Origin of the sequence: Pseudanabaena minima str. Chao 2107, from assembly GCF_051131155.1 — a bacterium.
Taxonomy (GTDB): domain Bacteria; phylum Cyanobacteriota; class Cyanobacteriia; order Pseudanabaenales; family Pseudanabaenaceae; genus Pseudanabaena; species Pseudanabaena minima.
The window spans coordinates 5,009,595-5,034,554 of sequence record NZ_CP159508.1 but is presented as its reverse complement, the minus strand read 5'-3'; the positions used below and the strand labels follow the sequence as shown (position 1 = coordinate 5,034,554).

The 24,960-nt window shown below is 42.4% G+C and carries 21 protein-coding genes, 1 other RNA gene and 2 pseudogenes; 12 read left to right on the top strand and 12 right to left on the bottom strand.

Going from position 1 to position 24,960, the window contains the following annotated elements; translation table 11 throughout:
• Positions 1-139: 139 nt before the first annotated feature.
• From ABM313_RS22720 to ABM313_RS22710, 3 genes are all read right to left on the bottom strand, one after another.
• The gene (locus ABM313_RS22720) at positions 140-2,920 is read right to left on the bottom strand and encodes a CHAT domain-containing protein (protein WP_434685393.1); all 2,781 of its coding nucleotides are present in this window, start codon (positions 2,918-2,920) and stop codon (positions 140-142) included.
• Positions 2,921-3,267: 347 nt separating this feature from the next.
• Complete coding sequence (locus ABM313_RS22715; RefSeq protein WP_434685392.1) at positions 3,268-6,045, bottom strand: CHAT domain-containing protein; 2,778 nt, start codon at positions 6,043-6,045, stop codon at positions 3,268-3,270.
• Between the two features lie 139 nt (positions 6,046-6,184).
• Positions 6,185-7,099, bottom strand: coding sequence for a hypothetical protein (locus tag ABM313_RS22710; RefSeq protein ID WP_434685391.1), 915 nt, complete (start codon positions 7,097-7,099; stop codon positions 6,185-6,187).
• Between the two features lie 229 nt (positions 7,100-7,328).
• On the opposite strand from ABM313_RS22710, the gene ssrA reads away from it, so the two are divergent.
• Positions 7,329-7,720, top strand: a transfer-messenger RNA (tmRNA) gene (ssrA, locus tag ABM313_RS22705).
• Positions 7,721-7,916: 196 nt separating this feature from the next.
• Here the strand turns inward: ssrA and ABM313_RS22700 are convergent.
• Positions 7,917-8,480: a hypothetical protein gene (locus ABM313_RS22700; RefSeq protein ID WP_434685390.1), complete on the bottom strand. Its 564-nt coding sequence runs from the start codon at positions 8,478-8,480 to the stop codon at positions 7,917-7,919.
• A gap of 133 nt (positions 8,481-8,613) precedes the next feature.
• Positions 8,614-8,886, bottom strand: a pseudogene (locus tag ABM313_RS22695) (winged helix-turn-helix domain-containing protein); the annotation flags it as partial.
• A gap of 92 nt (positions 8,887-8,978) precedes the next feature.
• Between ABM313_RS22695 and ABM313_RS22690 the strand changes: the two are divergent.
• Positions 8,979-9,830 (top strand): IS5 family transposase, encoded by an 852-nt coding sequence (locus tag ABM313_RS22690; RefSeq protein ID WP_434684046.1) that lies wholly within the window; start codon positions 8,979-8,981, stop codon positions 9,828-9,830.
• A gap of 43 nt (positions 9,831-9,873) precedes the next feature.
• Here ABM313_RS22690 and ABM313_RS22685 read toward each other — a convergent pair.
• Together ABM313_RS22685 and ABM313_RS22680 are read right to left on the bottom strand one after the other, a co-directional pair.
• Positions 9,874-10,227, bottom strand: a pseudogene (locus ABM313_RS22685) (response regulator transcription factor); the annotation flags it as partial.
• A 115-nt stretch (positions 10,228-10,342) separates the two neighbouring features.
• Positions 10,343-11,680, bottom strand: a complete 1,338-nt coding sequence (locus ABM313_RS22680) for a sensor histidine kinase (RefSeq protein WP_434685389.1) — start codon at positions 11,678-11,680, stop codon at positions 10,343-10,345.
• A gap of 52 nt (positions 11,681-11,732) precedes the next feature.
• Here ABM313_RS22680 and ABM313_RS22675 point away from each other — a divergent pair, with 52 nt between their 5' ends.
• The 4 genes from ABM313_RS22675 to ABM313_RS22660 all read left to right on the top strand — a co-directional run bounded on the left by ABM313_RS22675 (position 11,733) and on the right by ABM313_RS22660 (position 13,843).
• The gene (locus ABM313_RS22675) at positions 11,733-12,353 is read left to right on the top strand and encodes a hypothetical protein (RefSeq protein WP_434685388.1); all 621 of its coding nucleotides are present in this window, start codon (positions 11,733-11,735) and stop codon (positions 12,351-12,353) included.
• Positions 12,354-12,747: 394 nt separating this feature from the next.
• Complete coding sequence (locus ABM313_RS22670; RefSeq protein WP_434685387.1) at positions 12,748-12,984, top strand: DUF2997 domain-containing protein; 237 nt, start codon at positions 12,748-12,750, stop codon at positions 12,982-12,984.
• 81 nt (positions 12,985-13,065) lie between these two features.
• Positions 13,066-13,452 (top strand): DUF1257 domain-containing protein, encoded by a 387-nt coding sequence (locus ABM313_RS22665; RefSeq protein ID WP_434685386.1) that lies wholly within the window; start codon positions 13,066-13,068, stop codon positions 13,450-13,452.
• Positions 13,445-13,843 (top strand): ferredoxin, encoded by a 399-nt coding sequence (locus tag ABM313_RS22660; RefSeq protein WP_434688571.1) that lies wholly within the window; start codon positions 13,445-13,447, stop codon positions 13,841-13,843. The genes ABM313_RS22665 and ABM313_RS22660 overlap by 8 nt, the downstream gene beginning before the upstream one ends.
• Before the next feature lie 68 nt (positions 13,844-13,911).
• Here the strand turns inward: ABM313_RS22660 and ABM313_RS22655 are convergent, their stop codons facing one another.
• Together ABM313_RS22655 and ABM313_RS22650 are read right to left on the bottom strand one after the other, a co-directional pair.
• On the bottom strand, positions 13,912-14,241 hold the full coding sequence (locus ABM313_RS22655) for an RNA recognition motif domain-containing protein (protein ID WP_434685385.1): 330 nt from the start codon (positions 14,239-14,241) through the stop codon (positions 13,912-13,914).
• 728 nt (positions 14,242-14,969) lie between these two features.
• Complete coding sequence (locus ABM313_RS22650; RefSeq protein ID WP_434685384.1) at positions 14,970-15,497, bottom strand: DoxX family protein; 528 nt, start codon at positions 15,495-15,497, stop codon at positions 14,970-14,972.
• 265 nt (positions 15,498-15,762) lie between these two features.
• Here ABM313_RS22650 and rseP point away from each other — a divergent pair, with 265 nt between their 5' ends.
• The 4 genes from rseP to ABM313_RS22630 all read left to right on the top strand — a co-directional run bounded on the left by rseP (position 15,763) and on the right by ABM313_RS22630 (position 19,887).
• On the top strand, positions 15,763-16,851 hold the full coding sequence (gene rseP, locus ABM313_RS22645) for an RIP metalloprotease RseP (RefSeq protein ID WP_434685383.1): 1,089 nt from the start codon (positions 15,763-15,765) through the stop codon (positions 16,849-16,851).
• Between the two features lie 243 nt (positions 16,852-17,094).
• The gene (typA, locus tag ABM313_RS22640) at positions 17,095-18,888 is read left to right on the top strand and encodes a translational GTPase TypA (protein WP_434685382.1); all 1,794 of its coding nucleotides are present in this window, start codon (positions 17,095-17,097) and stop codon (positions 18,886-18,888) included.
• Between the two features lie 115 nt (positions 18,889-19,003).
• On the top strand, positions 19,004-19,171 hold the full coding sequence (locus ABM313_RS22635; protein ID WP_176453035.1) for a hypothetical protein: 168 nt from the start codon (positions 19,004-19,006) through the stop codon (positions 19,169-19,171).
• A 56-nt stretch (positions 19,172-19,227) separates the two neighbouring features.
• On the top strand, positions 19,228-19,887 hold the full coding sequence (locus ABM313_RS22630) for a J domain-containing protein (protein WP_434685381.1): 660 nt from the start codon (positions 19,228-19,230) through the stop codon (positions 19,885-19,887).
• A 229-nt stretch (positions 19,888-20,116) separates the two neighbouring features.
• On the opposite strand, the gene ABM313_RS22625 is transcribed toward ABM313_RS22630, so the two are convergent.
• Positions 20,117-21,460, bottom strand: a complete 1,344-nt coding sequence (locus tag ABM313_RS22625) for an IctB family putative bicarbonate transporter (RefSeq protein ID WP_434685380.1) — start codon at positions 21,458-21,460, stop codon at positions 20,117-20,119.
• 136 nt (positions 21,461-21,596) lie between these two features.
• On the opposite strand from ABM313_RS22625, the gene ABM313_RS22620 reads away from it, so the two are divergent.
• Entirely contained in the window at positions 21,597-21,920 is a 324-nt protein-coding gene (locus ABM313_RS22620) for a tetratricopeptide repeat protein (RefSeq protein ID WP_434685379.1), read from the top strand.
• A 107-nt stretch (positions 21,921-22,027) separates the two neighbouring features.
• Positions 22,028-23,545, top strand: coding sequence for a UbiD family decarboxylase (locus ABM313_RS22615; RefSeq protein ID WP_434685378.1), 1,518 nt, complete (start codon positions 22,028-22,030; stop codon positions 23,543-23,545).
• 39 nt (positions 23,546-23,584) lie between these two features.
• Here ABM313_RS22615 and ABM313_RS22610 read toward each other — a convergent pair whose 3' ends face one another.
• Positions 23,585-24,178, bottom strand: a complete 594-nt coding sequence (locus ABM313_RS22610; RefSeq protein WP_434685377.1) for a pilus assembly FimT family protein — start codon at positions 24,176-24,178, stop codon at positions 23,585-23,587.
• Positions 24,179-24,301: 123 nt separating this feature from the next.
• Positions 24,302-24,940: a pilus assembly FimT family protein gene (locus tag ABM313_RS22605; protein ID WP_434685376.1), complete on the bottom strand. Its 639-nt coding sequence runs from the start codon at positions 24,938-24,940 to the stop codon at positions 24,302-24,304.
• Positions 24,941-24,960 lie beyond the last annotated feature (20 nt).

Here is a 24,960-nt window from a genome sequence, read left to right as displayed (position 1 = left end):
ATACTATAGCTATAGCCACTCTTGTTAGTACCCAAAACCCAAGAAGCGAGTGGCGGCGCGAAGTGCCGCCACTCGCTTCTTGGGTTTTGGCTTGTCCTATTGAAATTGACTACAGCTATAATACAGAGAACGATAGTGCTTACAAACCATTACCGATGATAAAAAAGGCAGACCAGAAGGCAGGATGATTGTATTGAGATGAGCGAATCATCTTTATCTGCGCCTTTTGTAAAGCTTCCGCGATCGCCAGATTATCACTTTGTAACTCTTGATAAAAAGCATCCATTAGAGCTTGTGTGCCAGCATCATCAACCTTCCAAAGAGAGGCGATCGCGGTTTTTGCTCCAGCCTTTTGGACTTGATAGCCAAAGCCTAAAATCTCCACCCCATCACCTAGCTTGCCCACACCTGTCTGACAGGCACTCAAGATCATTAAGTCAATATTTTGCAGAGGCAAGTTAGTGATTTCATTTAACTGGAGAATATCACCATTGCCAAAGAAGATGCGTGAGTTTTCGGGCTTACCTGTGTTGAATTCAGCATGGGTAGCAAAGTGGAGAATATTATGATTACTTAAATGATCTTTGGTAGCTTGGAGGCTAAAATCTTTCTCTTCCAGCGTAGTTGAATTTTGTAGCGTTTTGGAAATTGCGCGGACTTCAATGAGCGTAGCAGGAAGAGCAACTTGACCAAATTTATTCTCTCCCGCTTTACCGCCAAATGCTCCCGCAAGCACATTGGGAGATCGCTTAGATTTGGTACTAAAATCACTGAGACTATAGGCAATTAGGTTACTGATGCGATATTTTTCGCTTAGCCATTGTTTACCATCATAGAGTGCTGCTAGGGGAGCATAGCGAAGTTGTTGATCAGGGGCGTAGAGAATAGTTGTTGCTTTAGCATTGATTAAGTCAGCTTCAATGGGTTTGATGAGCAGGTTATAGAGTTTTTGGGCTGGCTCTTTTACATCATCAGATCCACTATCCTGTAATGCTGTCCTGAACTCCACAATTAACGCATCAAGATTACTTTGGGTAATCGGAACAGTGCGACTAATCGGTAAAGTATTGGGAGCAAAGAGAATGATTTCTAGGCGATCGCTGAGAATGAGAGGATATACAAGAACACTTCCCTGTGGCATCTTTTGTAGATATTCAGGAACTTGATTGATATCTGATTTGGGGATTTGTTGAATTTGTATAGCTAGTTGGCGATTAATTTCCGAACTTTTTACCAATCCGCTCACATTCAACTTTTCACTAACAACCTTCTCTGGTTCCAAAAGTCTCACACCCTGCAAAGTTCTATCATTACCTTTGATGTTTTTGAGATAGTCTTCTAGTTCTTGAACTTTGAGGAGATCAAGGACTTGTAATGCTTCCATGACTCTATTTTGTCGAAGCAGCAAATCCGCAAGACGACGATAAGTTCCTGAAATACTACTAGCATAGGATTGTTGCGCGGCTTTATCCAGATTTTTGATGTCATTGCGAATAGACTCGCGAACGTTTACCGATTGCTTATAAAAGAGAATTGCAAGTTCAGGTTGGTTCTGTTGATAAGACACAACGCCAAGATTGTGCAAGTCTACAGCTTCTCCTTGACGATCTTTAATTTCCCTAGCGATCGCCAAACCTTGCAGATAGTATTCAATCGCTTGATCACGGTTGCCCAGTGCTAGATAAGCCTGCCCTAAATTGCCTACAGCTACTCCTTCCCCTTGCCTATCTTTGAGTTCTCGCTTGATCACCAGACTTTGCAGATAGTATTCAGTCGCCTTATTATATTTTCCTAGATTGTGATAAGCCAAACCCAAGTTAATCAATGAAGCACTCTCCCCTTGGCGACTTTTGAGTTCGCGATTAATTGCTAATCCTTGTAAATGGTACTGGATCGCTTTTTCATATTTACCTAGAGCATCATAGGCAATTCCTAGATTTCCTAACGCTTGTGACTCTCCCAAACGATCCGCGATTTTTCTGGTGATCGCTAAGCGTTTCAACTGGTACTCAACTACCTTCTCATAATTACCCAGAGCCAAATAATTGATTCCTAGATTTCCTAGCGCCTGACCCTCTCCGAGCCGATCATTAATTTCCCTTGTAATGGTCAAACGTTGAAGTTGATAATTGATCGCTTTGTCATAGTTACCGAGATAGTAATAAGCTAAACCAAGATTACCCAGTGATTGTCCCTCTCTTTCACGATCTTGGAGTTCCCTTGTGACTGCTAGACGTTGCAGACCGTACTCAATCGCTTTGTCATATTTGCTGAGATAACGATACGCATTACCCAGATAGCTAAGAGAATGTTCCTCTTCGAGGCGTTCTTTGCTTTCTCTGGCGATCGCTAAATGTTGCAGATAGTATTTGATCGCTTGTTCATATTTGCCGAGAGAGTAATAGGTAAAGCCTAGATTGCTCAATACTTGCATTTCGGTGACACGATCTTTGGTTTCCCTTGCGATCGCCAATGATTGCTGCAAAGAAGCAATCGCTTGCTCATAGTTCCCTACTGCATAGTAAGAGTTTCCCAAACTTCTCAGCGCTTGCATTTCACCAACGCGATCCTTAATTTCCTTGGCGATCGCAAGGCTTTGCAATTGGTACTCAATGGCTTTGTCGTAGTCGCGCAATACATGATAGGCAATTCCTAGACTACCAAGTACCTCTCCTTCTCCACCTCGTTCCTTGATTTCTCGATAAATGGCTAGGGACTTCTGCCATGTCATCAAAGCCGCATCAATTTGCTGAGTTTGAAATTGCTGAAACCCTTCCCGTAACAGTCGATCTGCTTCTGTTTGTCGTGGAGATATATTCTGGGCGATCGCAGTGCTAGTCATTGGCATCAAAGCGATCGGCAATGATGTAAGACCATATGTAATTGCAGTAAGAGCAAGCAGTTTTAGACTTGATAGCATGGGCTTTTCAGTTCCTTAGCAACCTTAAAGCAACTATAAAGTAAAGTACATCATTTTTTTGAGTACGTAATTATTTGAACAATGCTATAGCTACAGTCACAAATCAAAACCTAAGAATTGATTGGCGGCGCGGAGCGCCGCCAGTCAATTCTTAGGTTTTATGTCCTATTGCATTTGGCGACAGCTATATATCAACATCTATAACTAATCCACCTGAATCAGGACAAACCCCAAATAGTGTGAGGTGGCGCTTCGCGCCACCTCACACTATTTGGGGTTTATGTCATAACAAGAATGGCGGCAGCTATAACTCACAAAAGTGTGATCACACTTTTGTAAATTGGTATTTATAAACCATTGCCGATTACAAAAAAGGCTGACCAGAAGTAGGGATGTCGATATTCTTTAGATTGGATTAAGGTAATTTGCGATTGCCTCAAAGACTCAGAGATTGACACATTCTTTTTTTGCAGTTGGTCATAAAAAGCCATCATGAGTGAACCTGTGCCTGCGTCACTAACTGACCAGAGAGAGGCGATCGCCATTTTAGCCCCTGCTTTCTGGACTTGATAGCCAAAGCCCAATATTTCTACCCCATCACCAAGTTTACCTGTTCCTGTCTGGCAAGCACTTAACACAATCAAATCTATATTCGGAATTTGCCAATCCGTAATTTCATTAAGATGGATTTTGTCACCGTTACCAAAAATGATGAAAGAATTCTCTGGAGCACCAACATTAAATTCAGCATGGGTAGCAAGGTGAATAATATTATGATTTTTGAATTTGGATTCGATCGCTTGGCGACTGAAATTATTTTCTGTTAGGGTGACGGAGTTTTGGAATGATCTGGCGATCGATTGAACTTCTTTGAGACTAGCTGGCAATCCAAATTGACCAAATTTTTTCTCTCCAGCCTTACCACCAAAGGCTCCTGCAAGAATAATGGGTTGAGATTTTGGCTTTGGAGAGAAGTCAGTGAGGGTATAGGCTATGAGATTACTAATACGATATTTTTCCACTAGCCATTGCTTACCATCATAGAGAGCTGCAAGGGGAACATAGCGTAATACTCCATCAGGAGCATAGAGAATTGTATTAGCTTTTGCAGCAGCAAGTTCTGAGTCAAACGGCTTAATCAAAACATCATAGAGAGCTTTAGAAGCTTCTTTGACATCTTCGGATTCAGAATCAATTAGTCCTGCTCTATATTCAGTAATCAAAAATTCAAGTTTATCTTTAGAGATTTTGACAGTACGTCTGATTGGAATTGTGTTGGGAGAGAAAAAAATCAGTTCTAGCTGATCACCTAAAATCAATGGATAAAGCAGCACTGTTCCCTGTGGAATTTGTTGGAGATAGTCGGGAACTTTGTTGATTTCTGATTTAGGAAGTTGTTGGATCTGCGTAGCAAGCTGCCGATTGAGATCCTTGCCTTTTTCTAGGCTAAGAGCTAATAGCTGAGATCTAATAGCTCTCTCTGGCTCTAAAATTCTTACACCCTGAGCCGACCTATCATTACCTTTAATGTTTTTGAGGTAGTCTTCGAGTTCTTGGACTTTGAGAAGATCGAGAACTTGTAATGCTTCCATGATGCGACCTTGGTTTAACAGCAAAGTCGCAAGACCTTTATATCTTTTAGAGATAGTTCCCAAATAAGATCTTTGTTCTTCTTGATCTAGTTTGCGGATATCTTTGCGAATAGACTCATACACATTGATTGATTCTTTGTAATAAAGAGAAGCAATCTCAAGCTGACCAAGATTTTCAAAAGAAAAACCGAGGTTGTTAAGCGATATACCTTCAGCATTACGATCCTTGATTTCCCTTGCGATCGCCAACAGTTGCAGATGGGACTCAATCGCTTTGTCATATTTACCGAGGCTATCATAAGCGACACCTAGATTTCCTAAAGCCTGCCCCTCGCCACGACGATCTTTGATTTCTCTTGCGATCGCTAAATATTGCAAACTATAGTCAATTGCCTTTTCATATTTGCCTAGAGAGTTATAAGCAGCACTCAGATTCCCCAAGGCAAGCCCCTCATCATCACGATCTTTGATTTCCCTTGCGATCGCTAAATATTGCAAATGGTACTCAATCGCTTTGTCATATTTACCAAGGAAATCGTAAGCATTTCCCAAATTGCCTAGCGCCTTTCCCTCACCCTGTCGATCCTTAATTGCTCTTGCGATAGCTAAACTTTGTAGATAGTACTCAATCGCTTTGTCATATTTACCGAGGGACTTATAACTGACACCCAAATTTCCGAGGGCTGCTCCCTCACCTAGGCGATCTTTGAGATCCCTCGCGATCGCTAAAAATTGCAGATGGTGCTCTATCGCTTTGTCATATCTGCCAAGAGCTTGGTAAGCAATACCCAGATTACCGAGGGACTGTCCTTCACTCAGACGATCTTTGATTTCCTTGGCAATCGTCAATCTTTGCCTGTGATACTCAATCGCTTGGTCATATTTGCCAAGAGCATAGTAAACTAACCCCAAGTTTCCTAGCGACTGCCCCTCACTCAGACGATCTTTAAATTCCCTTGCGATCGCCAATAATTGCAGATGAGAATTAATTGCTTGGTCATATTTGCCAAGAGAGTAGTAAGCGAGACCTAGATTCCCCAAATCTTGTCCCTCACTCAAACGATCTTTAATTTCTCGATTAATTGCCAAAGATTGCAGATGTAACTCAATCGCCTTGTCATATTTGCCAAAAGCTAAGTAAACAACGCCCATATTTCCCAGCGATTTTCCTTCGGCTAAGCGATCTTTAATTTCCCTTGCGATCGCTAAGCTTTGTAGATAGTATTCAATCGCTTGGTCATATTTGCCGAGTGCATAATGAGCAACTCCCAGATTTAGCAGTGACTTCGATGCTCCACTCAGGTCTCGAATAGCTTTGTATGCGTCTAGAGCCTGTTGACAATCCTGTAAAGCCTGTTGATTTTTACCTGTTTTTAAGTCGTTTCGACAAACCTCCAAAAGTCGCTCTGCCTCTACTTTGCGATTTTGACTTGTTTGCGCTTGAGCTATGGCAAAGGATAAATCAGACGCAAACAATATCCCACAAAGCCCACTTACCAACACAAACTTCAGCGAATAGATCCGAGAAATCATGGCATCATCCTCAAACATATAATTCTTATACCAATTTTCAAAATGACGTTGCCATGTTGAAAATCTAAAGCCCTTACTGAGTTTGGTTGTTAATTTACGAAAGTGTCGTCACACTTTTGCGGGTTGGTATTAAACAGTCTCAGTAAGAGCAATCAACCCCAGTACAAAGTCTGGTAAACCAATTTTTTGCAATTACTCTTAGAGCAAAGTCATGCCCCAATGTGCCACCCGCGATCGCATAGCGCAGCGCAAATTCTAAACTTGGATTGTATTGATCTCTCACGATTGGACGTAATTTCTTTAAATCAAAGACAGGTATTTTAAAATCGCTAGGGAAACTGCCCGCCTCAACTAACTCCTTAAGCGCATTCCATCGATGATGTCCAGAATCCAGCATTATTTTGGTAGGATCTTCGCGATCGCGAATCATTAAACTCACAAGCGGAATTCCCTTCCATCCATCTTCCAAGATACTTGACTTATATTCATTAGTGATATCTGTGCTGTCTTTACTACCCTTGCCATATTGACTAAAAGCCTTGAAAAAATCTTGAGGCTCAAACCAATAGGAAGCTGCCAACATTTTTTTGACTGTCATCACCGCATGTAATTGCTGCTCTTCTGAGAACTTATCAACATCTTCCTCTCGAAAATGTTCCCATTGAAAGTCAACCCAATCCGCAGTCTGTAATAGCGATAATTTATGCTCAAAATCAAAGGCATCTACCTTAACGACAGGCTCAACAGTAGTAGCTTTAGCAGGTGGAACTACCTCAATATTTTGAACAGCCTCGACATTGACCACCGATTGCTTACGTTTAGCGGTTGATGATTGTTTCTTGCTTTGCCACTCAATGAATGATGGATCGGCTAAAACCTCGTTAACACGATCAATCCGATAGAGTTTGAGCAGAGTTGTACTTTTGCTTTTGGGATTTTTCTCTGTCTTGTCGCACTCACCTAAAAACTTCTTGATCATGGGATCAGTAAAACCATGCAACTCTTTGAGTTCTTTGGATGATATATATTCCGTCTCTATGCTTGCAATAGTCACTTGGTTACCCTTTTCTTAATACCCAGTAATTTAGTAGAGTTAGCCTATAGATTAGCGATCGCATAATACCAAAACTAAAAATGGCTACGCCACGTTTAGCTTAAAAAACCCTCTCTGGGTTTAGCTTTTAATACACAAACCTACTGTTGGTGGGCTTTCATAGTGAGAACTGCTCACATCTTACAAAGAATCATGCATTCTTGTTTAATATGTTATATTTAAACCATAAGGGATCGTAAGGGTTTCGACGTGTTAGTAGAAGCTATCCCTTGATGCAGGTCGAGAGCGGGCTATCTCTCGTAAATCAATGGCTCAAACAAGTACATGCGAACAACATTGTATCTTTCTCTCGTAAAGCAGCTCCAGTAGCAGCCTAAGAACCAAACTTTTCGGTTTCGAGGAGTGATGTATGACTCCGTTAAATGCACCACTCAACCAATCAACGGATGCTGTGAATAGCTTTCTCTGATAGGCTTTTCGCTTAAGACTTTATCAGTGCATCTCCCATTGCTAGAGATAAATAGCAGTTCCCTCCACGAGGATTAGATTGGATAAACCTGTGAATGACTGGGAGGTTAGGCGCTAGTGCGGACGGCAGTTCGACTCTGCCCGATTCCATTAACCTAAATCAAAAAGGCACTTGCTAAGCAAGTGCCTTTTTTGATGGCTTCGTAAAAAAATGAAGGTGGCGCTTTGCGCCGCCTTCATTTTTGGGGTTAAGTACCTGTGCAAAATAAATTACCAAAACCCGTAAAGTTGCGCCCCGCAGGGGCGCAACTTTACGGGTTTTGCTTTGTAATTAACTATGCCTAGCTACTTATAGCGCAGAACACTGATCTTCTTTGCTACCTTGGACAATATTGCCACTACCTAGAGGAAAAGGACGGTTCTCTTTACATTGCAGGTTACCGTCAATACGATTGTTGTTAATGCGGAGACCACCAGTGTTTTGAAAAGCTTGCAAACTACCACCAATACGATTGTTGTTGGCGACTAGCGCCCCACGATTAGAGTCAAATTGGACATCACCATTAATACTCGAAGCCGAAACATTAGCGGCAAGCCCTTGCTTGACTTGAACACTACCACCTACTGTTGATTGATTCAAAACATTTACAGCAGCAGCATTTTCGCCTTGGATATCACCAACGATACGCGCACCACGAGCGTTTAAGGTAGCATTAGACTCAATCTTAACGGTTCCTTGCACACGAGTACCATTGAGGTTACAAGTTTTACCAGAAGGCACTTTGACGTTATCAACGGTGACTGCTCCCAAGGTTCCTTGGCAAGAAATTTCTTCAGCTATGCTAGGAGCAGTAGGAAGACTCAGTCCAGTAAAGGTTAACAAGGCGATCGCTGCAAAATGTACTTTTTTCATGTGTCGAACTATCCTAGTTGAATAAAATTGCTGATTGGTATAGCTAATGGCTATAGGTGAAGTTCTCAACTTCAACAATTTGTACAATAGGTTTTGTGCATGAAGGTTACTTAAGAATTGCATGAGAAAATTCTTAGGAAAGCTGCAAGCGGTAGCCTACCCCTCTAATTGTCTCAATGACATCATTACCAAGCTTTTTGCGGAGATAGCCCACATATACATCAACAACATTAGAGCTAGGGTCATAGTCGTAGCCCCAGACCCGATCTAATAATTGAGCGCGGCTCAGCACTTGACCTTGGTGCTGAAAGAAAGTTTCGGCTAAGTTAAATTCTCGTCCAGGCAGATCGATTTCCTGTGAGCCGATGTAAGCCTTACGAGTCCGTAAATCTAAAGTGATATGACCAGCTAACAGTTGCGTCGTTTCATTATTAGACCTCTTGCAGAACCAAAAACATGTTAGATTTATAAGCTTTTTATCAGATCTCAAATTAAGCGATGAAATACGAAGCCAGTCAAAATCTATCAGCGACAGAATTTAAACGGTTATTTGGGGTAAGAAGAGAAACATTTGCGCAAATGACGGAGCTAATGCAACAAGCAGCCCAAAGCAAAGGACAAGGTGGTGTAGAACCAAAGCTAAGTCTAGAAGACCAAATATTGGTTACTTTGCAGTATTGGCGTGAATATCGCACCTATTTTCATATTGCTAGCGACTGGGAAGTGTCAGAATCGACGATTTGCCGCATCGTCAAAAAAGTAGAAAATGTCTTAATTAAATCGAAAAAGTTTCGGTTAGCAGGAAAAAAGTCATTGTGGCAGGAGAAGGCTCCAGCCATAATTGCCATTGATGTAACTGAGACAAAGGTTGAGCGCCCTAAATATCACCAGAAACATTTTTATAGCGGTAAGAAAAAGCATCATGCCCTCAAAGCCCAATTGGTGGTCGATCTGACTAATTTCAAGATAGTTTGTACCGCTTACGGTAAGGGCAAGCAGCATGATTTCTCATTATTCAAGGCAAGTGGAGTTCATTTTCACGCACAGACACAAGGTTTGGCAGACAAGGGTTATCAAGGCTTACAAAAGTTGCATCCTAACTCGCAAATTCCTATCAAAAAGCCTCAAAATGGCTCATTATCCAAGGAAGATAAGCGTTGTAATCGCCAACTTGCACGTCAACGTATTGCGATTGAGCATGTTAATCGTCGCTTGAAGATTTTTAAGATTCTCTCTTTACCTTATCGTAATCGTCGTCGTCGTTTTGGTTTGCGTTGTAATTTGATTGCTGCCATTTATAACTTTGAAGTCGCTCTTGTTGCTTCTAAAACTTTCTCTGCTCTGGATTAATTTTCAGTTCTGCAAGAGGTCTATTGTGATGGTTGTTTTTTTTCTTGAGCCGCAACCGCACACGCGCTAATAATTCGGCAAACTGGAAAGGTTTGGTCATGTAGTCATCAGCACCACTCTCTAACCCTGCAACTTTGTCTTCAATATCGTTTCTTGCCGTCAGAATAATAATTGGTAAATTTACTCCCTGACCGCGTAATTCTTCTAAAACATCAAGCCCATCTTTGCCAGGTAGTCCTAGATCTAGTAGCAATAGATCACATTCACCATATTGAGTTAACTGAAGTGCAGCATTAGCATTTTTGGCGACACTGGTAGTAAAGCCGTGCGATCGCAGTCCTTTTTCAATAAAAGCAGAAATCCTAGTTTCATCTTCGGCAATTAATATATGAGCCATAACACAACCTTAAACTTGTGATTAGGGCTTTGCAACTTAATAAATAACCAGTTTTTTGATGGTGCGGCAAAGCCGCACCATCAAAAAACTGGGTTCTTATTTTACTGCGAAGCCCTTATTTGGGTAAGACGACAGTAAAGGTCGATCCAGTTCCCAAATTGCTCTGAAGTCTAATCGAGCCACCGTGAGCATGGACAATCGACTGGGCGATCGCTAGCCCCAAACCAGAACCATCGGCTCCACGGATTTGGTGGTGGTTGCCACGACTAAAGCGCTTAAAAATATGTGGTTGATCCTCTAGGGAAATACCTTCGCCCGTATCTTCAACCCAGATTTGCACTTCTGTATTAGTGATAGCAGCACCCAAGATAATGCGATCGCTTGGGTGTGTATGCAGCGTGGCATTGAGAACCAAATTCATCACTGCTTGGGTAATGCGATAGCGATCGCCATAAATTTGACCATCTGAGATCGCATTCAGTTGCCATTGTCGCGGCGCGATCGCTTGAGACTTTGCATATAGCTCAGACATCAATAGATTGAGGGAGATCGACTCTAATCGCAAAAAAGCAGGTTGTTCAGATTTGGCAAGCAAGATCAAGTCGTTAACTAAACTAGCCATGCGATCTAATTCATCTATAACCAATGCGATCGCCTCACGCTGTTCTTGAGGATCATCCCCCATCAGTTCAAGGTGACCCCGAATGATGGTGATAGGAGTGCGAAGTTCATGTCCGATATCATTGGTAAATTGACGCTGGTTCGTAAATGCTCGCTCAAGCCTCTCCATCATGTCGTTAAAAGTATTGGCTAACTCCATGACCTCCCCATTCCCTTTAATGACAATACGTTGGGTTAAGTCAGACTCACTAATACTACGTGCAGCTTTGGTCAACGACTGTAATGGCTTTAAAATGCGTCCTGCCGTTAACCAAGCAATCACAGATGCAATCACCAGAACCCACAGCATAATATTCGTGATCGCAACCAGCATGTCTTGAACTTCCTCTCGCTCCCCCGTAGTAATATGCACAACTACAAATACGCCCTTAAATCTCTCTCCAAAATAGATTGGATAAGTTAAGTAAACAATTTCTCCTTCTGGAGTTGCATTTTGCCTAAACTCTTGGAGCGTGATTTTTTCTAATTGTTTAACTAACTGTCCATCAGGTTGCAATAATTTAGGCAAAGCTCTTGAGCTAGCATCATAGAAGCGTCCATCTAGAATCGTAATATAGAATTCGTCATCCTCTGGCACGTTGCGCGATAGGAATACATCGAATAACGTGGCTACATTTTCAGCTAAAGTGTCTCCTTCTATCAGCCTATGCTCCGAATGCAGGCGTTTAAACTCTTCTAGCTCTTGATACATAGAGTTTTTAACTCGTGCATCTAACTCTACAAATAGAGTATGACGAATAGCCCCAATAGCAACTACTGTAGAAACCGACATTAAAACGATATACCAAACTAGAATTTGAGTGCGAGCTTGGCTCCACAAACGTATGAGGCTTTTCTTCATCGAATTAATTAAACAAGCATTTACAAATTCTCAATATCTAAAGCAGTTAATTATTGTATCTAGCCTACCAGCACTTGTTGGTATGAGCTTTGTGCAGATGATCCCTACTTGGGAAATAGTCAAGCCGATCGCTGTATTGATATTTTTAATTATGGTTATAGGGTTTGCCTTCAGATGGAGATCGCAGACTGCTCGTAAACAGAGAGTTATCTTATTTCGCCCATTTGTCTTTTTTCCATTTTTAGCAATTTTTACTTTGGTAGTACCATTTTTTTTGTTAGTCAACTTAGCGTTTGCCTATCTGGACTACCGTCCCGTCGCCACGTATCAATTTCAAGACTTACCCACAACTCTCTATATCTACGAAAACACCTGTTTTCCGCCTGATAGTCGGACTGAATGTGGTTATTACTCCACTGAGATTAGGACTAGGGTGTGGATTTTACCAATTACGACGACCTTACTCTCTTGTCCTTGCTTTTTTGAGAAACCAATTCTCCGAGGTGATATCGCAACTTTTCCGATTGAGGCAAGCCGAGACAAATCCAAAACTGCAGTCTCTATAGATATGAGGTATGGCAAGCTAGTAAGGAATGAAAATTAATTAAAACCAAAATTTGTTGTGGCGGGCTTCGCCCGCCACAACAAATTTTGGTTTTAATTGCACAAGTTAATTAATTTTCATTCCTAAAGGGAGCTAATTAGTTATGGCTTACATTTAGAATGCACCTATGCGATCACCCAAGTCCTCGATCCACAATTTCCCTTTGAAAGGACTATTCCTACTATTCCTTAAGATATGTCTTGATGACATTTAGATCTGATCAAGAAACTTAAAATAAATTTAATTAGTTCGTAAAAAGCTGAAAATCCTTACTAATCATTGCGATCGCTCTATTACAAGCATTAGAAAAGCATTTTGATTTTCACATCCAACTTCTTGACGTTTCTATAAACTTTGAGTCAAACTGTCTAGTAACTCAATAGCTAGAACCAGCATGGAAACTCTGGAATTCATTATTTACCCAGATGGACGAGTCGAAGAGCGCGTCACAGGCATTGTCGGTTCTAGTTGTGCTGAGGTGACGGCAGCGATCGAAGCAAAGCTCGGTATCGTGGCTCATCGCGAGTTAACATCCGAAAACTTTGCTCAGCAGCAGTTCACATCTCAGTCGGCTACGCAACTTGATCGCTTGTCAGACATGGACGCTTCTAGCTTTAGCCAATGGCAATAAAACACAGAAAATCCAATGTTTCATTTTATAAAATAAAAATTTTTGTCCATTAGCCATTTAGTCGTAGTCAGGATAACCCTTATGTCACATTTTAGCCAAGTAAAAACCCAAATCCGCAGTCTTGAACCTTTGCAAAAGGCTCTCACTGATTTAGGAATCAACTGGAAGTCTGGGGCTTCCCCCATGCGCGGACATGAAGGCACGACCACATCGGCGGAAGTGGTAATTGAGCAAGCAAATGGTTATGATGTAGGCTTTCAGTGGAATGGGTCTGAATATGCCCTAGTTGCTGATATGCAGTTTTGGCAACAGCCTTGGACTGTCGAGAGCTTCTTACGCAAGGTCACTCAAGGCTATGCGATCGCTACAGTTATGGGTGAATCAACTCAACAGGGCTTTAGCCTAGCGGAGCAGCAAGTCCGTGAAGATGGCTCAGTACGTCTCGTTCTCCAACGTTGGAATGGATAATTCGCCTGTAGAAACAGCGATAACAACTAGTTCAGAGCCAGAAATGAGCGATCGCTCTGGCTTTGAACCAGAGCTTGGCGGAGAATTGCGGCAAAATGCCGTATTTGTTGATGAAACAGTCTGTATCGGTTGCGGTCATTGCGCCCATACTGCTAGTGGTACTTTCTTTTTAGAAGAAGACTATGGACGCGCTAGGGTAATTGCCCAAGATGGCGATGAGGAAGAATTGGTGCAAGAGGCGATCGATACTTGTCCAGTTGATTGCATTGCTTGGGTTAACTACAATGACCTTAACAAGCTCGAAGAAGCTAGAAAGCATCAAATCATTCAAAATTTAGGAATTATTGGCGATGGCGCAGCTTTGCGCCGTGCCATCAATTCACAAACCTAAAAGGGGGATGCAAAGCGTCCCCCTTTTAGCTAAAAAAGAAGCGGTGTAATGCACCGCTTCTTTTTTATTTAGTAACGACGACCGCCGCCACCGCCAGAAGGACGACCACCGCCACCCTTGAAGCCACCTCTGCCTCCGCCAAAGGAATCAGAGCTTTCGCGAGGCTTAGCCTTATTCACCTTGAGCGCACGACCCATCCATTCCGCTTCGTCTAGTGCATCGATCGCTGCATCTTCTTCTTTTTCATCAGTCATTTCCACAAAAGCGAAACCGCGTGGACGACCAGACTCACGATCAATCGGTAGATGAACGCGGGTGATTTTGCCATATTCTGCAAATACAGCTTTCAAATCATCTTCTGTAACCTCGTAAGAGAGATTACCAACATAAATAGACATAATACTTGCTTCAACAATCAGATATGTGTAGAGATAGAGATTTCGGAAAGAAGGCTGACACGATGAAACAGAAGACGACTGTCAATACTGAAAACAAACATGCGATCTAGAAATACTCATCCGCACATATTCTAGCGTAGTCATCTTCAATTAGTCGCTGATCTTGAAAATATTTACGCTATCTCAGCAAATTGCAGTACTTTGCTATTAAACACAAACCAAGAGATTTTTTGAGAGTATTGCTTTGCAGGCTTTTCAAAAAATCTCTTGTAGTATGTTTAATCGATAATTGCTATAAAAATCTGAAATGAGAAGTAATACCTATGCACTATGAGTTTTAGCAGGTTTAAGCCATTTATTTGAGAATATTGTTGATTAATTCACTTATAGCTGTCTCCATTCTTGTTAGGACATAAAAACCAAATAATATGATGCGGCGCTTCGCGCCGCATCATATTATTTGGTTTTTGATTTGTCCTGATACAGGTGGCTATAGCTATATAAAAAACCGTAGTATAAAATACAATTTTCTATAAATTGTAACAATCACTAAAGATCTGATCGGCGATCGCTTTTGTAAAAATAAAACCTATAAATAATAGTCAACAATCTATAGGGAATAAATACTTAACTAAGTGTTTTATAACACCTAGTTTTTTTAGTTTAGAAATGTTCAAACAAGAAAAAAAGGACGCTTTGCGTCCTTTTTTTCTTGTTTAGTTAAAAATCTACTTGTTAATAGTCACTTTTACGGATTCAGCGATCGCGTCAACCCCAGCAGGAACTGACAAAAATTTATCTAAGGCTTTAGCAATCAACGTATCGATCGAATATTTGCCGCCGCCATAAATGGCAAAAAATGCAAAAGACGCAGCGTAAAGTAATGACAGCTCTAGCGACGGAATAAAGAAGCCACTAGTCAAAATATGATGATAGTTGGCTACCAACATGGTTGCAAATAGCCCTAAAGCAGCTGGTCTAGTTAAAAAACCTAAGGCTAGTAGTGGAGAAGCAACTACTTCTGTAATCGCTGCACAGTATGCAAAAAAGATAGGAAATGGAATACCAATAGCTGCTACATAGGATTCTGCAAAATCAGATATATCATCAAGCTTATCGAACCCGTGATGCACCATGACCGTACCTAAAACAACTCTCAGGAGCAACAATGCACCTTGTGTCAGCGATACAGGTGCTGAGTCTGAACTCAAAACTAGGCGAGAGATAGCAGCAGCAATGCGAGTAGTGTTGTTCATGTCGGCGCACCTAGTTAACAAAAGTTAATCAATTGAAATAATTTATTACGTATATACATTAATCTTAACATAAGTTTTTATAATACAACTCATCCAATAATTAAAAAAGTATTGAGGCTTATAGGGTCTTGACATTCTTTTGGTTGGACGAAGCGCAAAAATCTTTGTCAAGCATTTGACATTTTCGTTGTGCTACGATCGCAAACTAAGCAATCTTTATGTATTGCATACAACATTAAAATTCTAAATTTTTAGAGCGAAGATTATGTCAGCATTGCCCGCCATTGCCGTTCTTGCGATTCTGATTTTGGTTCACGAACTCGGTCACTTTATGGCTGCCCGTGCACAGGGCATTCATGTCAATCGATTTTCGATTGGTTTTGGTCCCGTGTTGTGGAAATATCAAGGTAAACAAACAGAGTATGCACTGCGGGCAATTCCCCTTGGTGGTTATGTTGGCTTTCCTGATGATGATGAAGAGAGCAACATTTCTGCGGATGATCCCAACTTAATGAGAAATCGTCCAATCATGGATCGTGCGATCGTAATCAGTGCAGGTGTAATCGCCAATTTTGTCTTTGCTTACTTAGTCTTATTAGTAATGACTATTAGCGTTGGTATCGGTACAGTCGATCAACCAGGAGTAAGAATTACAAAAATCCTTGATGCAAATGCACCTGCTGCCGTTTCAGGTTTACAAGCTGGCGATATCGTCTTATCAGCAAATGGTACAAAATTTGACACGAGTCTAACTACTCTTGATCGCTTTCAAACTTTGATTTCCAAAAATGCCAATCAAAACGTTGACTTGAAAGTGATGCGTGACGGCAAATTGCTGGAAATACCCATCTTGCCTGATGGCGAATCAGGTAAAGGTCGTATCGGCGTGAGACTAGACTTTACGGGCAAGCCCCATCGCCGTTCCGTACATAATATTGGGGAAGCTTTCGATAATGCCACTCAGAGTTTTGAGCGCTTAGTGGTGATGACGATTCAAGGCTTAAAACAATTGGCTACTAATTTCCAAAATACAGCTTCACAATTATCGGGCCCTGTAGCGATCGTGGCGATGGGTTCAGAGTTAGTTAAGTCAGATGCGGCAGCATTGTTTGATTTCACCGCGATTATTAGTATTAACCTTGCGATCATTAATATCTTGCCTTTGCCCGCTCTCGATGGTGGTCAGTTAGTGTTTTTACTCATTGAAGCCTTGCGCGGTGGCAAGCCTCTGCCTGAAGAATTACAAAATAATGTTATGCAAGGAGGTTTGGTAATTCTGCTCGGTCTAGGTGTAGTGATGATCTTCAAAGACTCCTTTAACTTACTTCAACAAAGTGGGTTAAGCCCTCTGTAGCCAAAGCTTTGTGTATTAGGACATAAAACCCAAAAGAGAGTGGCGGCGCGGAGCGCCGCCACTCTCTTTTGGGTTTTGCTTTTGACTGGCGATCGCAATATTACATCGCAATATTACTAAGTGCCGCCTTTCTTTTTGTATTAGGGATTACTACAAGTGGTCATAAATACAAAGTTTTTTGACAAATTCACGCATAATAGATAAAGAAATAATAAGTTTTTCGATCAACTCGATACATCACCCATGTCTCTCCCTATTCGTAATGTCGCCATCATCGCCCACGTCGATCACGGCAAAACCACTTTAGTTGACGCACTCCTCAGACAGTCTGGCGCTTTTCGCGAAGGAGAAGCCCTTGTCGAATGCGTGATGGACTCCAACGACTTAGAGCGTGAGCGCGGTATTACCATCCTTTCTAAAAATACTGCCGTTAAATACAAAGATACGCTGATCAATATCGTTGACACCCCAGGACACGCTGACTTTGGTGGCGAAGTTGAGCGCGTACTCGGCATGGTTGAGGGTTGCTTGTTAATCGTCGATGCCAATGAAGGACCAATGCCTCAAACTCGCTTTGTATTGAAAAAAGCGCTAGAAAAAGGCTTGCGTCCAATGGTCGTAATCAACAAGATCGATCGCGAATTTGCCGATCCTCACGTAGCTGTTAGTAAAGTCCTCGATCTGTTCCTCGAACTCGGAGCAGATGATGACCAGTGCGATTTCCCTTATCTATTTGCTTCAGGAATGGGTGGCTTTGCCAAAGAAAAGTTAGAAGACCCCAATGTTGATATGAAGCCTCTATTTGAAGCGATCTTGCACCACGTATCTCCACCTGTTGGCGATCCTCAAAAGCCTTTGCAGTTGCAAGTTACCACCCTTGATTATTCAGAATATCTTGGTCGGATTGTAATTGGCAAAATTCACAACGGTACTATTACTTCTGGGCAGCAAGCAGCTCTCATCTCTGAAGATGGCTCACTCACGAAAGGTAAAATTACTAAGCTATTAGGGTTTGACGGTCTTAAGCGTGTTGAATTGCAAACCTCTTCAGCAGGCAACATTGTCGCTGTTTCAGGCTTTGCCACTGCTAACATTGGCGAAACGATCACTTGCCCTAATGAGCCTCAAGCTTTGCCGATGATCAAGGTCGATGAGCCAACCTTACAAATGACTTTCTGCGTTAACGATTCACCATTTGTGGGTCAAGAAGGCAAATTGGTTACTACTCGTCAAGTACGCGATCGCCTCTTACGTGAACTCGAAACCAACGTTGCTTTGCGTGTTCAAGAAGATCCCGAATCTCCTGATCGCTTTGCTGTATCAGGACGTGGTGAATTACACCTCGGCATTTTGATTGAAACCATGCGACGCGAGGGCTACGAATTCCAAGTTACTCAGCCTCAAGTTATTTATCGCGAACTTAACGGTCAAAAGTGTGAACCTTACGAATGTCTAGTTCTCGATGTACCTGAAGATGCTGTTGGTGGCTGCATCGAGCGTCTCGGTCAGCGCCGCGCAGAAATGATCGATATGCAAATGTCGGCTGGTGGTCGTTCTCAGTTAGAGTTTGTCGTTCCTGCGCGTGGTTTGATTGGCTTCCGTGGGGACTTTATGCGTGCGACTCGTGGTGCTGGCATCATGAACCATAGCTTCCTCGATTACCGTCCTGCCGCAGGTGAAATTAGCGCCCGACGCAATGGTGTCTTAATTTCCTTTGAAGAAGGTGTAGCTACAGAATTCTCCTTGAAGAATGCGGAGGATCGTGGGGTGTTCTTTATTAAACCAGGTACTAAGGTTTATAAGGGCATGATCATTGGTGAAAACAATCGTCCTCAAGATATGGAGCTAAACGTCTGTAAGAGCAAACAGCTTACCAACATGCGTGCGGCTGGTGCTGATGACATCGTCCAGTTGCAAGCACCGATCGAAATGAGTCTGGAACGCGCTTTGGAATACATCGGTCCCGATGAAATCCTTGAGGTCACACCTGAGTCAATTCGTTTGCGTAAGCTAACTAAGAAATTTGCAAAGCGCTAAATCTCTAATAATCTTCATAAAGTAAAAGGGGCGCAATGCGCCCCTTTTACTTTATCGGTTTATATTTGCTAAACTATCTTCTACAGTTTTAAGGCTATTCCCTAACTATTTACTTATGCACCAAGTTGTCCTCGAAATATCTGGAAGCCGTAAAGTGCATGTTATTTCTGAACATGCAACTAAGGAGGAAGCTCTGGATAAGTACATCAAACTGGTAGAAGCAAATAAGGGATCGCCAATTACAACCAAAGGGAAATATTCAATTCGCAAAAAGCCAGAATAGCCATAAATTTTTAACCAGTCCTGTTATCGGCTTCTTAAATAATTAAATTTCACTTCATGCACTTATCCGAATGCTATCGACTCTTGGGAGTACCCCGCAATGCGACCTTGGATGATATTAAGGTTGCCTATCGTCGCCTTGCTCGTAAGTATCACCCTGATGTCAATCAAAATGATCCAACAGCGACGGATAAGTTTCGTCTAGTACAGGAAGCTTACAAAATGCTCAAAGATTCTGACAAGGAAGATTTGAATAAGGAGTTGTTTGCCAAAAAATCGACGACAAATGCTTCCCCATATCAGGCTGCACCACCTCCTCCTAAAGCAACTCCCCCCACCAAACCTCAGCCTCATCCCAAAATCAAAATTGAGGTAAAGCAAGTCAACAATCAAGTCGATCCAATTAATAGCGATCCAGAGCTAAAACTCAAATTGGATATGCTGCGGCGTGTGCAGGATTTATTAAAGCAGAAAAAATATGTAGTGGCGATCGCTGTTGTCGAGGGAATGAGTGAGAGATTTCCTAATTCACCTGAGGTAATCCATTGGCAAGCGGTAACTTATCATCGCTGGAGTAGCGAATTAATTTTGGCAGGGAAACTACGCGAAGCCGAAATCTATCTCAATAAAGCCCTGAATACAGATCCTAAAAATCGTGAACTTAGTTTTGAAGTTAAGCGCGATTTGGAGAGAGTTCAGAAGCTTAAAAATGGATAAGGGAAACTTTGCTAAGTAGCTCGGCATAGTTATAAACCAAAACCAGATTGCTGTGTCGCCCGCTACGCGGGCGACACAGCAATCTGGTTTTTTAGTTTACTTATGCTCAGCTACTTAACATCAAAGAAATTTTAAAGGCGTTGCTTAGCAACGCCTTTAAAATTTCTTTGGTCTTGCCATAAGCTTGGCAAAGCGAAGTTAGAGAAAAACACAACATGGCATAGCCATTTTATTCTTCATTTTTGATTGGAGCGATATAGAAACTACTGGCGATCGAGATCGCCAACCACCAGAGTAATTGCACTTGAGGGCGATACCAAACAGTATCTACTAAGCCATGGGCTATCATCCCCACAATAGTCGCGATCGCTGCGATGATCCATAAGCCACTAGAGTCGCGATCGCTTCTCAAGCGATTAAGTGCAATCCATGCTTGGCTCAAGATCGTGAAAATTAGCCAGCCATAGCAAATTACACCAATAATTCCTGTCTCGACAGTTAGTTCCAATGGCACAGAATAAGCCCCCAGAGCGCTATATCCCGAACGTTGATATTGCGGATAGACTAAGTTAAAAGCCTTATTGCCAGGTCCAATCCCCAAAATTGGCTTGGCTTTAATCATGTTTAGTACAGACTGCCAAACATTAACGCGAAAGGCGTTACTGCTATCCTCGGTTCCAAAAATGCTACCAACGCGCTTACGCAATGTGGGAACGAGAATTGTCCCTAAAACGATCGCTCCTGCGGTTCCACCAAAAGTGGCAGGTAAAGTCCAAGTTGGTAAACGCTTGCCCCACCAATAGACCAAGAGCAACGCGAGAGTAAAACCTGCTGCTGCCAATCCCATCAGTCCACCCCGACTTTGCGACTGGGTAATGCAGAAAGCTCCCATAATTGCAGTAATCGCTCCTAGAGCTTTCATACCCCAACTTTTCCAGTGAATAGCGGCAATGACACCCATCGGCAAAGCTGGCATCAAGTACCCTGCAAATAAATTCGGATTGCCCAAAAAGCTATAAACACGAGTAATTCCTGCAATCTCGGAGGTAGGATCAGTCCATGTAGCTAGTTCTGGTGCACCAAGATACCATTGCTGCACTCCATAGGCACTGCATATTAGGGATGTGACTAAATAAGCAGCAATCAAAATTGATCGCCATCCCAAGCGCATCATTCGACTCATGGACACAAACGCCAACATGTAAATTGTGAGCTTGACCATGCCATCGATCGCCGCTACACGCACAGGCGAAATTAATGTAGCTATAACCGCAATCACCCAATAGCTCACTAGAGGTAGATGAATTGGTGTCCAAATTGGCACAGTCTGATCCTCAGCATCACGCCGATCGCTAAGCCATAACATCAACCAAGCGATCGCTACCGCCCCACCAATCACTCCAGTTTGAGCATTTTCTAGAAAAGGTAAAGTTGCGATTAGGACAACCAATAAACATCCCAAAAATCTCGCACTTAGCAAGCGACTACCTTCGCGCCAAGCCTGTAATGGGCTAATTAACTGCAAAAATTTACTGTAGACATGGAGGAATGGTAGTTTTGGCTGGAAATTCATACAGTAATTAATTTAATCAACGTGACCCTAAAACTACAAAAATCAAAAAAGTTGAGCGAAGCTTAGTCTTCTAATTTCTGGGTTTTATTGCTATATCTTAGAAGAAAAGCACAATCAGTAATTACTTTTTAAAGCAATGACGGACAAACTTGATTCCGCAGAAGCCTACAATGAGCGCGGTATGGAACGCGCCGAAAATGAAGATTTTGCTGGAGCGATCGCCGATTATACTGCTGCAATTGCTCTTGATCCCAACTATGCTGAGGCATATTACAACCGCGCCTACGATCGCTCTGAAATCGAAGACTATGCGGGAGCGATCGAGGACTATAACAAGGTAATTGAACTCGCGCCCGACGCTGCCCCCGCCTATTTCAATAGAGGCTTAGCTAGAGCAAAGATTGGTGATGCTGAAGGAGCTAATGCTGACTGTGAATATGCCAAAACCCTAGGACTATAAGATAAAAGGCGGCGCGAAGCGCCGCCTTTTATCTTTTTGGGATTGGAGTGCGTAACATTTAGTTACAATAGGTTACTGACTAATTGCCAAAGCGCCACCAAACTCCTATGACCCGTGACCTGCGATCGTTTCTCAATCTGCTCGAAGAACGCAAACAACTCCATCGCGTCAAAGCTCTTGTTGATCCTGAATTAGAAATTGCCGAGATCAGCAATCGCCTATTGCAATCGGCGGGACCAGCACTGCTATTTGAGAATGTCAAAGGTTACAAAACACCCGTCGCTGTAAATCTATTGGGTACAGTAGAGCGTGTCTGCTGGGCGATGGGCATGAGGGAGCAGTCAGAATTAGAAGTCCTTGGTACAAAATTAGGGAAACTGCAAAGTCCAAAACCACCGAAGAAAATCTCTCAAGCGATCGAATTTGGCAAAATTCTTTTTGATGTGGTGAAATCCCGCCCCCAAAAAGTTCTCTTTGGGAACGCCCCTTGTCAAGATGTGGTGTTAAAAGATGAGGAAGTCGATCTCGATCAGATTCCAATTCTTAAGCCCTACCCCAAAGATGGCGGTCGAGCCGTGACTTTAGCACTAGTCATCACCAAAGATGTTGAGAATGGCATTCCTAATGTAGGAGTCTATCGCTTACAGCAGCAGTCCAAAAACACGATGACCGTGCAGTGGCTGTCAGTACGTGGTGGAGCCAGACATTTACGCAAAGCAACTGAGGCAGGCAAGAAACTGGAAATTGCGATCGCGATCGGTGTTGATCCAGTATTAATCATGGCAGCAGCAACCCCGATTCCTGTGGATCTATCGGAATGGATTTTTGCAGGACTCTATGGCAATGAAGGTGTACAACTTACTAAATGTAAAACCATTGATTTAGAAGTTCCAGCCTGTGCTGAATATGTTTTGGAAGGAACGATTACGCCCCATGAAGTGGGAACCGATGGACCTTTTGGCGATCACATGGGCTATTACGGTGGTATTAACGAACAAGCACCACTGATTCGATTCCATTGCATGACTCATCGCAAAGATCCGATCTATCTCACTACTTTTAGCGGCTTGCCTCCTAAGGAAGAAGCAATGATGGCGATCGCCTTAAATCGGATCTATACGCCTATTCTCCGCCAACAGGTTTCCGAAATCACCGATTTCTTTTTACCGATGGAAGCACTATCCTATAAAGCTGCGATCATTTCCATCAAAAAGGCTTACCCCGGACAAGCCAGACGCGCCGCCCTCGCATTCTGGAGTGCCTTACCCCAATTTACCTATACCAAGTTTGTGATCGTGGTTGACCATACAATCAATATTCGTGATCCAAGGATGGTAGTTTGGGCGCTCAGTTCCAAAGTTGACCCTACTCGCGATGTGTTTATCTTGCCTGACAATCCCTTTGATAGTCTTGATTTTGCCTGTGAAAAGGAAGGACTAGGCGGACGCATGGGTATTGATGCGACTACGAAAATCTATCCTGAAACTGATCGCGATTGGGGAGATCCTCTAGAGAGCGATCCTGATGTAGCGGATATGGTGACGCGACGCTGGGCTGAATACGGGTTGGCAGATTTAAAGCTAGACGGAGCCGATCCTAATTTGTTCGGTTACGAAATTCACTAGATCGAATAGAAGCGCCGCTTTGCGGCGCTTCTATTCGATCTAGGTTTGATTGCAGTCTGAGTTTTCAGCTTGACGCATTGCACCTAGTATTGTGGAAATAATCACGCATTTTTTACGATCGCCTGTTCTAGTTCCAAAAGTGATCCGACCTAACTCCCCTAAACCATTGGGATTACCTTGAGCTTTAAACTGCACACGATAGATGTCTGGTTCTGGAACTGCGGTAAGTTGAGTAAATGTTGTCCTTGGTTGCGTCTCTGTATTTTCAATAATCCGTACCCCTCCATCAAAGTTTTGCCAAGGCAAACTGTCCCAATATTCTTTCGTCATTGATGACGGAGGAGCTTGGTGTACTGCGTATTGGGAACCGTTAGGCGTGTTTCTAAAAGTTGCTTGCCACATGGTTTGGGTGCGTTTAGCATTGCTTTGGGCTAAGCGCAATGTACTCAGTGCTTGATTTTGGGCTGAGTTGAGCCTTTGGTTATTGGCAAACCCTAACCAAGATGGTGCGGCGATCGCTGCCAAAATACCAATAATCACCATCACAACAAGGACTTCAAGCAGTGTAAACCCAATGATTGAAGAACGGCGATCGCGCTTACGTTTTCGATAGCCATTCACAGCTTTAACCATGATTTTTTGCGATTTTTAACTGCAATTATCTGGGAATTATAATATTTTTTTGACAATCATGGATAATCTATAGAAATAAAAAAGAGAGGCGGAGCAAAGCTCCGCCTCTCTTTTTTATTTATTCTATGAACAAGTACCTTCAGAACCTGTGACAACGGCTCCAAGCAAAGTTTTAATCGCAATCCATCTAATTCTAGGACTGTTAGCTACTGATAAGTTGATGCAAATAGGATAGGTCACCAAGTTACTAGGATCATACACCAGCCCTCTGGAGTCAAATTCTATATAGGGTTGACCAGCATTACCAGGTGGCAAAACAGCAGGCGTTATACTTGAGATTGTTACTCCAGCCTCTAGAGACTGCTCACCAGCACCAGTTCTCACATTATCTATTCGATAAGCATTGTCAGTTTGATTAGTTCTAAAAGTAATGCGGACTCGATTTGCACTACTGGCATTGCGAATTTTTGAATCGGATTGAGCAACTTTAATCGCTTGAAAAATCTTGTTTTGAGAAGTACCAATCCGTTGGTTATTCACAAACCCAAGCCATCCCGGAGCAGCGATCGCACTGAGAATGCCCACCATGATCACCACCACTAAAACCTCTAAAAGTGTGAAACCCAGAGATTTTGAATAGCGATCGCGACGTTTTGGAGGATTTACAAATGCTAGAAATTTGCGCTGATTTTTGTTAATCAGGTTTCGGAAGAAACTAGACAAACTGCTAGTAAGGTTACTAAAAAAATTGGAAGTAAACATTTTTTTGATTTCACCCTATA